This window comes from Agrobacterium sp. LAD9 (genome assembly GCF_003031125.1).
GTDB classification, from domain to species: domain Bacteria; phylum Pseudomonadota; class Alphaproteobacteria; order Rhizobiales; family Rhizobiaceae; genus Agrobacterium; species Agrobacterium radiobacter.
Map to the genome: position 1 here is coordinate 128360 of NZ_PHGS01000026.1, position 7900 is coordinate 136259.

Consider the following 7900-nt stretch of genomic DNA (forward strand, 5'->3'; position numbering starts at 1 on the left):
AGCCCCCTGCGCTCCGGTTCTAGCTCAGAAATATGACAGTCTTTTATAACGTGCTCTTATACGAGGCCGCGCTTCAACAGCATGGCGTCCGGGCTCGGCATCTTGCCGCGAAACGCGAGATAGGCCTCCTCCGGATCGATGGAACCGCCGACAGAATAGATATTGTCCTTCAGCCTGCGCGCCATCTCGCCATCGAAGGGATTGCCGGTTTCTTCGAAGGCCGAAAACGCATCGGCATCCAGCACTTCCGACCACATGTAGGAATAATAGCCGGCGGAATAGCCATCGCCCGAGAAGACGTGCTGGAAATGCGGCGTCGCATGCCGCATGACGATGGACTTCGGCATGTTGAGGGCGGAGAGCACCTCGCCTTGTACGACCATGGGATCGCTCACGCTGCCCCGGGTGTGGAACGCCATGTCGACGATAGCCGAAGACGTGAACTCCACCGTGCTGAAACCGGCATTGAAAGTTTGAGCGGCCAGAACCTTGTCCAGTAGCGCTTTCGGCATCGGCGCGCCGGTCTCGTAGTGGAGCGCGTATTTTTCCAGAATTTCCGGCACCGTCAGCCAATGTTCGTAAAGCTGCGACGGCAATTCGACGAAATCGCGCGAGACCCCCGTCCCGGAAACGGAAGGATAGGTCACATCAGATAACATGCCATGCAGCGCGTGGCCAAATTCATGAAACAGCGTGCGCGCATCATCAAGCGAAAGCAGCGCGGGCTTACCCTCAGCCGGTTTCGCGAAATTGCAGACATTGTAGATGATCGGAATTTCACCGACCGTTCCGCTCTTCAGCGGCAGCTTGTGCTGCGACTGGAACGAACTCATCCATGCGCCGGATCGCTTGGAGGGGCGGGCAAAATAATCGCCGAGGAACATGGCCTTCAGATCGCCCCTGTCGTCGCGAATTTCGAAAACCCGCACATCCGGGTGATAGGCGGCAACGCCCTTCACTTCAACGGCACGAATTCCAAACAGCCGCGCGGCGACATCGAAGCAGGCCTCAATGATCTTTTCGAGCTGCAGATAGGGCTTCAATTCCGTCTCGGAGAAGCTGAATTTCCGCGCGCGCAACTTTTCGGCATAGTGCCGCCAGTCCCAGGGCAGCACCTCGTGATTCCTGCCCTCCTCGGCGATGATGGCGGCAAGTTCGGTCTCTTCCTCGCCCGCGCGGCGCACAGCCTTTTCCCAGACCTGACCCAGAAGGCCGTTCACGGCATCCGGCGTCTTCGCCATCGTGTCATCAAGCTTGTAAGCGGCAAAATTCCCGTAACCGAGAAGCTTGGCTTTTTCCTCGCGCAGTTCGAGCGTGCGGTGAACGGTCTCTCGATTGTCGGTCTCGCCACCGTTTTCGCCGCGCGCCACCCATGCCTTGAAGGCCTGCTCGCGCAGATCACGACGTTCGGAAAAGGTGAGGAAAGGCTCGATGATGGAACGGGAAAGGGTAACGGCAAATTTGCCGTCCTCACCATGCTCACGGGCCGCACCCGCCATGGCGTCGCGCAGAAAGCCGGGAATGCCGGCAAGTTCCTCTTCGGTGGAAAGCAGGAGCTTCCAGTTCTTTTCATCCGCCAGCACATTCTGCCCGAACTTTGCACCGAGACCGGCAAGCTCCTCATTGATCGCCGCCAGCCGTTCCTGCCGGTCTTTCGGCAACTTCGCGCCGGAACGTACGAAACCCTTCCAGTGCCGCTCGAGAACACGGCTTTCCTCGCCCGTCAGCCCCAGCGTCTCGCGCTTTTCCCACAATGTATCGATGCGCTTGAACAGCGCTTCGTTCATGCCGATCTTCGAATAGTGCCGCGACATTTTCGGCGCAATCTCCCGCTCCAGCGCCTGGATCACGCCATTGGTATTGGCGCCTGCCCTGTTCCAGAACAGCGCCGAAATGCGCGAAAGCTCATCGCCGGCGATTTCAAGCGCGGTCACGGTGTTTTCGAAACTCGGCGCCTGCGAATTGCCGGCAATCGCATCGATTTCCTGTTCATGGGAGAGAAGCGCTGCCTCGAAAGCCGGAGCGAAATCCTCATCCTTGACCGCATCAAATTTGGGCAAACCGTTGTGACCGTCCCAGGTCACGAGGGCGGGATAAAGCGTCGTCTTGGATGGCATTTCGTCTTCCTTGTACAATTCCGGTTTAAGCCCATATGGGCACGCCTCCACCGCCAATTCAATATGCCCGGCGGAGATGACAGGCCGTGTGAAAAAAACGGGGAAGTCCGATCTTTTTTGCTTCAGCGTAACAATCGGCGACTATATTGCGGGCCGTCCGACAACCGAACTGACGCATACTTTACTCGATTTTCGACAATATGATTTGTGTACCATTGATTATCGCCCGGAATTTAGTAAGGCTGACTTACGAAAAGGCGAGACATGGGCACGAAACGCGAAAAAGATTCATTGGCATTCTTGCTGAACAGCAGCGCACGCTTGCTGAACAGTGCGTTTGAGCGCCGAATTTCTGAAGCTGGACTGGGTCTTACCCCCGGCGAAGCCCGCGCATTGCTGACGGTTGCCGTCGTTGATGGTAGCAAGCAGTCGGATATCGCCGCCCGGCTAGGCATCGAGCCGATGACGATCTGCGCCTATCTCGACAAGCTGCAGTCCCTCGATCTCATTGAGCGCCAGCAGGACCCGCAGGACAGGCGTTCCAAGCGCATCGTACTGACGAAGAACTCCACTGACATGCTGGAAGCCGTGCGTCAGGAAATCGATGAACTCGTCCGACATGCCACGCAGGGCCTGAACGAGGAAGAGGTCGCGCTTTTCCGCAGCTTCCTGCAGACGCTTCGCAACAATCTCCAACCGGAACAGCCCGGCCCGAGCTGCTGACCGCAATGTCACCAGAAACGATCATGTCCAGAAAGCGCACGGCCATGCTCGGTGCGCTGCTGACGGCGCTGGCGCCAATTTCCATGGCCATCTATACACCGGCCATGCCGGAGCTGACGCGGGTTTTCGCCACGACAGAGTCCGCCATAAAACTCAGCCTCTCGCTTTATTTTGCGGGTTTCGCGATCGCGCAACTGCTCGCCGGCCCGGCCTCCGACGCCTTCGGGCGGCGCAAGGCAAGCCTCGTTTTCCTGTCCATCTTTCTGGGCGGTGGATTGCTTGCCATTTTCGCACCGACAATCGAAGTGCTGCTCCTTGCCCGGCTTATCCAGGGCATCGGGGCCTCCGTCGGGATGACAGTGGCGCGCGCCGTGGTGCGCGACCAGTTCACCGGCGCCGATGCTTCCAGCATCATGAACCTCATCGGTATCATGCTGGCCGTTGGCCCCGCCATGGGCCCGACAATCGGCGGGCTTTCACTTGCGGCTTTTGGCTGGCAATCGGTATTTTTCCTCATGGCCGGCCTCGGGGCTCTGGCCATCTTCTCCGTCGTGGTTTTTCTGCGCGAGACGACGATCCCGGACAAGAGCCTGATCCGCCCGCGCCGCCTCCTGTCGGCCTATGGGACCTTGCTGAGCACGCCGCGTTTTCTTCTGGCCGCACTGGTGCTCGGCGGGTCCATCGGCGCGCTTTATGCGCAGGCCACGATGCTGACCTTCATCCTCATCAACGAGGTCGGCATGACACCCACCGCTTTCGGTGTTGGCATGCTGATGCAGACTGGTGCTTATTTCTTCGGCTCCATTGCCCTGCGTTATATCGCACCGCGACTGGGTGACCGTCGTTCGGTCGTCCTCGGTCTCTGTTTTTCGGCGGCAGGCGGTCTTCTCATTCTGCTGTCAGTGTTCCTGATACCCCCATCCTTTCTCTCGATCATGGGACCCGTGGCGGTCGCGACGATCGGCATTGCCTTGCTGACGCCTTCGATGGTAACGGCAGCCCTTGCCCCTTTTCCGCATATTGCCGGCTCGGCATCGGCAATGATGGGCTTCATTCAGATGGGATCGGGTTTTGCGGGCGGCGCTGCCGCCTCGGTCATCGGCTCGCCACTCACCGGCTTCGGCATCATCATTCCGGTGATGGAGTTCACGGCCGTTGCCAGCTATATCGGCTTCCGCATCGTTTCCAGAAGAGAGACATAAAAAACCCGCCGGCGTCACCGCCCGCGGGTTTCATTATTTCCATTCCAGCAGAATTATTTGCTGAGGTTACGCTTGGCCAGTGTGCGCAGGCGCAGCGCATTGAGCTTGATGAAGCCCGCTGCATCCTTCTGATCGTAAGCGCCGTGGTCGTCCTCGAAGGTCACCAGCGCGTCGGAATAAAGCGACTTGGCGCTCTCGCGGCCGGTTACCATGACATTGCCCTTGTAGAGCTTCAGCGTCACTTCACCTTCGACATGTTCCTGGCTCTTGTCGATCAGTGCCTGCAGCATTTCACGCTCGGGCGAGAACCAGAAGCCGTAATAGATGAGCTCGGCATAACGCGGCATCAGCTCGTCCTTGAGGTGGGCCGCGCCCCGGTCGAGCGTGATGGATTCGATGGCGCGATGTGCAGCCAGCAGGATGGTGCCGCCGGGTGTCTCGTAAACGCCGCGCGACTTCATGCCGACGAAGCGGTTCTCGACCAGATCGAGACGACCGATGCCGTTTTCACGGCCATAATTGTTGAGCGTGGCGAGAAGCGTCGCGGGCGACATTTCAACACCGTTGATGGAGCAGGCATCGCCCTTGCGGAAACCGATCTTGATGACGGTTGCCTTGTCAGGAGCGGCTTCCGGAGAAATGGTGCGCATATGCACGTACTCAGGCGCTTCCTGTGCCGGGTCTTCCAGAACCTTGCCTTCGGAAGAGGAATGCAGGAGGTTGGCATCGACGGAGAAAGGCGCTTCGCCCTTCTTGTCCTTGGCGACCGGAATCTGGTGCTGTTCGGCGAAGTTCAGGAGGTCGGTACGGCTCTTGAACGTCCAGTCACGCCAGGGCGCGATGATCTTGATGTCAGGGTTCAGCGCATAGGCCGAAAGCTCGAAACGAACCTGGTCGTTGCCCTTGCCGGTGGCGCCATGGGCAATGGCGTCGGCGCCGGTCTTCTTGGCGATTTCGATCAGATGCTTGGAAATCAGCGGACGGGCAATCGAAGTGCCGAGCAGATAGACGCCTTCGTAGACGGCGTTGGCGCGGAACATCGGGAACACGAAATCACGCACGAACTCTTCGCGGACGTCCTCAACGAAGATTTCCTTGATGCCCAGCATCTCGGCCTTCTTGCGCGCCGGCTCAAGCTCTTCGCCCTGACCGAGATCGGCAGTGAAGGTCACGACTTCAGCGCCGAGTTCCGTCTGAAGCCATTTCAGGATGATCGAGGTGTCGAGACCGCCGGAATAGGCGAGAACGACTTTCTTAACGTCTTTCGGGAGTGCCATAGTGATGTCCATCTGCATGATGACGGCATCAGGACACCGCCATTTCCTCGGGATTTCGGCACTTTTACAGTGCAACCCGAAATGTGTGAAGCGCTTTTCCGTGAGATAAGCGACAAAACAATTGATGGGCGCGTATGACGATGGGCGATGACCGGCCGCGCCGACGGGAACGAAGCAATTGTCACATGCATTTAGAAAATTCGCGCTTTATCATAAAGCGGCGCGATCGACTTGAAGACCGTGAATGAAGCCACTCAGGTTCAGGCAACGTTGCAAACCGCTGGAAACAGCAGAAACGACGCGAAGGAGAAACCTATGACGACCATCCACCCCGCATTCAAGGAAGATAATGTCGCTGTCATAACAGGTGCGGCATCCGGCATCGGACTTGCCGCCGCCCGCAAATTCGCCACCTTTGGCATGAGCGTCGTGCTCGTCGATCTCGATGGCGAAAAGCTCGCCGCAGCCCATGCGGATATTCTGACCGTCGCCAAGGACGGTGAAGCGCAGATCGTCGCCATCCCGACCGACGTCTCGAAACTCGATGAGCTGGAGGCGCTCGAACGCGCCGCTATCCAGCGTTTCGGGCGTGTCCACGTCCTCATGAACAATGCCGGAATCCAGCCGGGCAGCGCCATCTTCGGACCGCAGTCCAACTGGGAAAAAATTATCGGCGTCAATCTGATGGGCGTCGTGAACGGTAGCCGCGTTTTCGGCCAGGGCATGATCGCCCACGGCGAGCCGGCGCTCATCATCAATACCGGCTCGAAACAGGGCATCACCACGCCTCCCGGTGATCCCGCCTATAATGTCTCGAAGTCCGGCGTCAAAACCTTCACGGAGGCGCTTCAGCACGAATTGCGCAATGTTCCGAACGGTGCGGTTTCCGCCCATCTCCTGATTCCCGGTTTCGTTTTCACCGGCCTCACCGCCCATGGCAGGACGGAAAAGCCTGAAGGCGCATGGACCGGCGAACAGACCGTCGATTTCATGCTTGAGAGCATCGGCCGCGGCGATTTCTACATTCTCTGCCCGGATGGCGAGGTGGACCGCCCGACGGACGAAAAGCGCATTCTCTGGGCAGCTTATGACATCGTCCAGAACCGCCCCCCGCTGTCGCGCTGGCACACGGAATATTCCGCCGCCTTCACCAGCTTTTTGAAAAACTGAACTTTCAGCCGCCGTGCCTGGAAGGGCGCGGCGGCTATTCTCTCTCGCAGGCGCGTCGCCGTTCAAAAACATTGGCAGAAGCACGAAACCACGTTAAGCAACGGCAATCTCCAGATTTATGGGTGCCGCGATGGATTTCGTTCCAAGCCTGCCAACACTGATCGCCTTCACCATCGCCATTCTGCTTCTGGCGGTGACGCCGGGTCCTGATATGACGCTCTGGATCAGCCGCTCCCTGCGTGAAGGCCGGGCGGCGGGCTTCATGACGCTGGTGGGAACCAATATCGGCATCACCGTACACACGATGCTGGTCGCCTTCGGCGTCGCCGCCCTCATCGTCGCCTCACCGACCGCCTTCATGATCCTGAAAACAGGGGGCGCCGCCTATCTGGTCTGGCTCGCCATTCAGGCGATCCGCAAGGGTTCGGATTTCGTGATGGTGAAAAGCACCGGCGAAAGGGCGCAGGCCTCCCTGAAATCGGCCTTGCTGAACGGCATCTGGGTCAATCTGCTCAACCCCAAGGTCATCATCTTTTTCATGACCTTCCTGCCGCAATTCGTCAGCGCCTCCGATCCGCATGTGACCGGCAAGCTGATCTTCCTCGGCATCTGGTCGATCATCGTCGCACTGCCGATCGGCATCGGCATCGTTGTCGCCGCCGATGTTCTCTCCGCCTGGCTGCAACGCAACCGGAAGGTTCTGCGTGGATTGGATTACACGATCGCCGGCGTCTTCTCGATTTTCGCGGTCAAGATTTTCTTCACGCAAACGCGCTGAGGGCAAACAAAAAAGGCGCCGGAAGGCGCCTTTTTGCGATCAACCGATGAGCAACTCGTCATCATCAAGCTTCTGGCCGCGTATCTTGCGGAACATGTCGATCAGGTCTTCGACCTCGAGATCCTTGCGGCTGTCGCCGGAGACGTCGAGCACGATTTCACCGGCATGCAGCATGATCGTGCGGGTGCCGTAATCCAGCGCCTGACGCATGGAATGGGTGACCATCAGCGTCGTCAGCTTGCGCTCCGACACCACCTTGCGGGTCAGCTCCATCACGAATTCCGCCATGCCGGGATCAAGTGCGGCCGTGTGTTCATCGAGCAGCAACACGTCCGAGCCGGATAGCGTCGCCATGACAAGCGACACAGCCTGCCTCTGGCCGCCCGACAGAAGATCCATGCGGTCCTTCAGGCGGTTTTCCAGACCGAGGTTGAGCGAGGCGATACGCTCCTTGAAGAAATCCCGCCGCCCGCGCCCAAGCGCCGGCAGAAGGCCGCGGCGTTCACCACGCGATGCCGCGAGCGCCAGATTTTCCTCGATGGTGAGCGCACCGCAGCTGCCCGCCAGCGGGTCCTGAAATACACGCGCCACCCGCCCCGCCCGGCTGGCGGTCGGCTTGCGGGTAACATCGGC

7 protein-coding genes are annotated in these 7900 nt (G+C 58.9%); 4 read left to right on the forward strand and 3 right to left on the reverse strand.

Annotation, left to right across the window (positions count from 1 at the left end; genetic code table 11):
• Nucleotides 1-56: 56 nt before the first annotated feature.
• Nucleotides 57-2117, reverse strand: a complete 2061-nt coding sequence (locus DA915_RS24655) for a M3 family metallopeptidase (protein ID WP_107677594.1) — start codon at nt 2115-2117, stop codon at nt 57-59.
• A gap of 264 nt (nt 2118-2381) precedes the next feature.
• Between DA915_RS24655 and DA915_RS24660 the strand changes: the two genes are divergently transcribed.
• Entirely contained in the window at nt 2382-2840 is a 459-nt protein-coding gene (locus DA915_RS24660; RefSeq protein WP_107677595.1) for a MarR family winged helix-turn-helix transcriptional regulator, read from the forward strand.
• Nucleotides 2841-2845: 5 nt separating this feature from the next.
• Nucleotides 2846-4042 carry a multidrug effflux MFS transporter gene (locus DA915_RS24665; RefSeq protein WP_174054412.1) on the forward strand — a complete coding sequence of 399 codons (1197 nt, stop codon included), beginning with the start codon at nt 2846-2848 and terminating at the stop codon, nt 4040-4042.
• 53 nt (nt 4043-4095) lie between these two features.
• Here DA915_RS24665 and DA915_RS24670 read toward each other — a convergent pair whose 3' ends face one another.
• On the reverse strand, nt 4096-5319 hold the full coding sequence (locus tag DA915_RS24670) for an argininosuccinate synthase (protein WP_003505030.1): 1224 nt from the start codon (nt 5317-5319) through the stop codon (nt 4096-4098).
• A 315-nt stretch (nt 5320-5634) separates the two neighbouring features.
• Here DA915_RS24670 and DA915_RS24675 point away from each other — a divergent pair, with 315 nt between their 5' ends.
• Together DA915_RS24675 and DA915_RS24680 are read left to right on the forward strand one after the other, a co-directional pair.
• Nucleotides 5635-6489 carry an SDR family NAD(P)-dependent oxidoreductase gene (locus DA915_RS24675; protein WP_107677596.1) on the forward strand — a complete coding sequence of 285 codons (855 nt, stop codon included), beginning with the start codon at nt 5635-5637 and terminating at the stop codon, nt 6487-6489.
• Nucleotides 6490-6619: 130 nt separating this feature from the next.
• The gene (locus DA915_RS24680) at nt 6620-7267 is read left to right on the forward strand and encodes a LysE family translocator (protein WP_003505033.1); all 648 of its coding nucleotides are present in this window, start codon (nt 6620-6622) and stop codon (nt 7265-7267) included.
• A 39-nt stretch (nt 7268-7306) separates the two neighbouring features.
• Here DA915_RS24680 and DA915_RS24685 read toward each other — a convergent pair.
• Nucleotides 7307-7900, reverse strand: a 594-nt coding sequence (locus DA915_RS24685; RefSeq protein WP_107677597.1) for an ABC transporter ATP-binding protein, incomplete at its 5' end; no start/stop codon positions are given.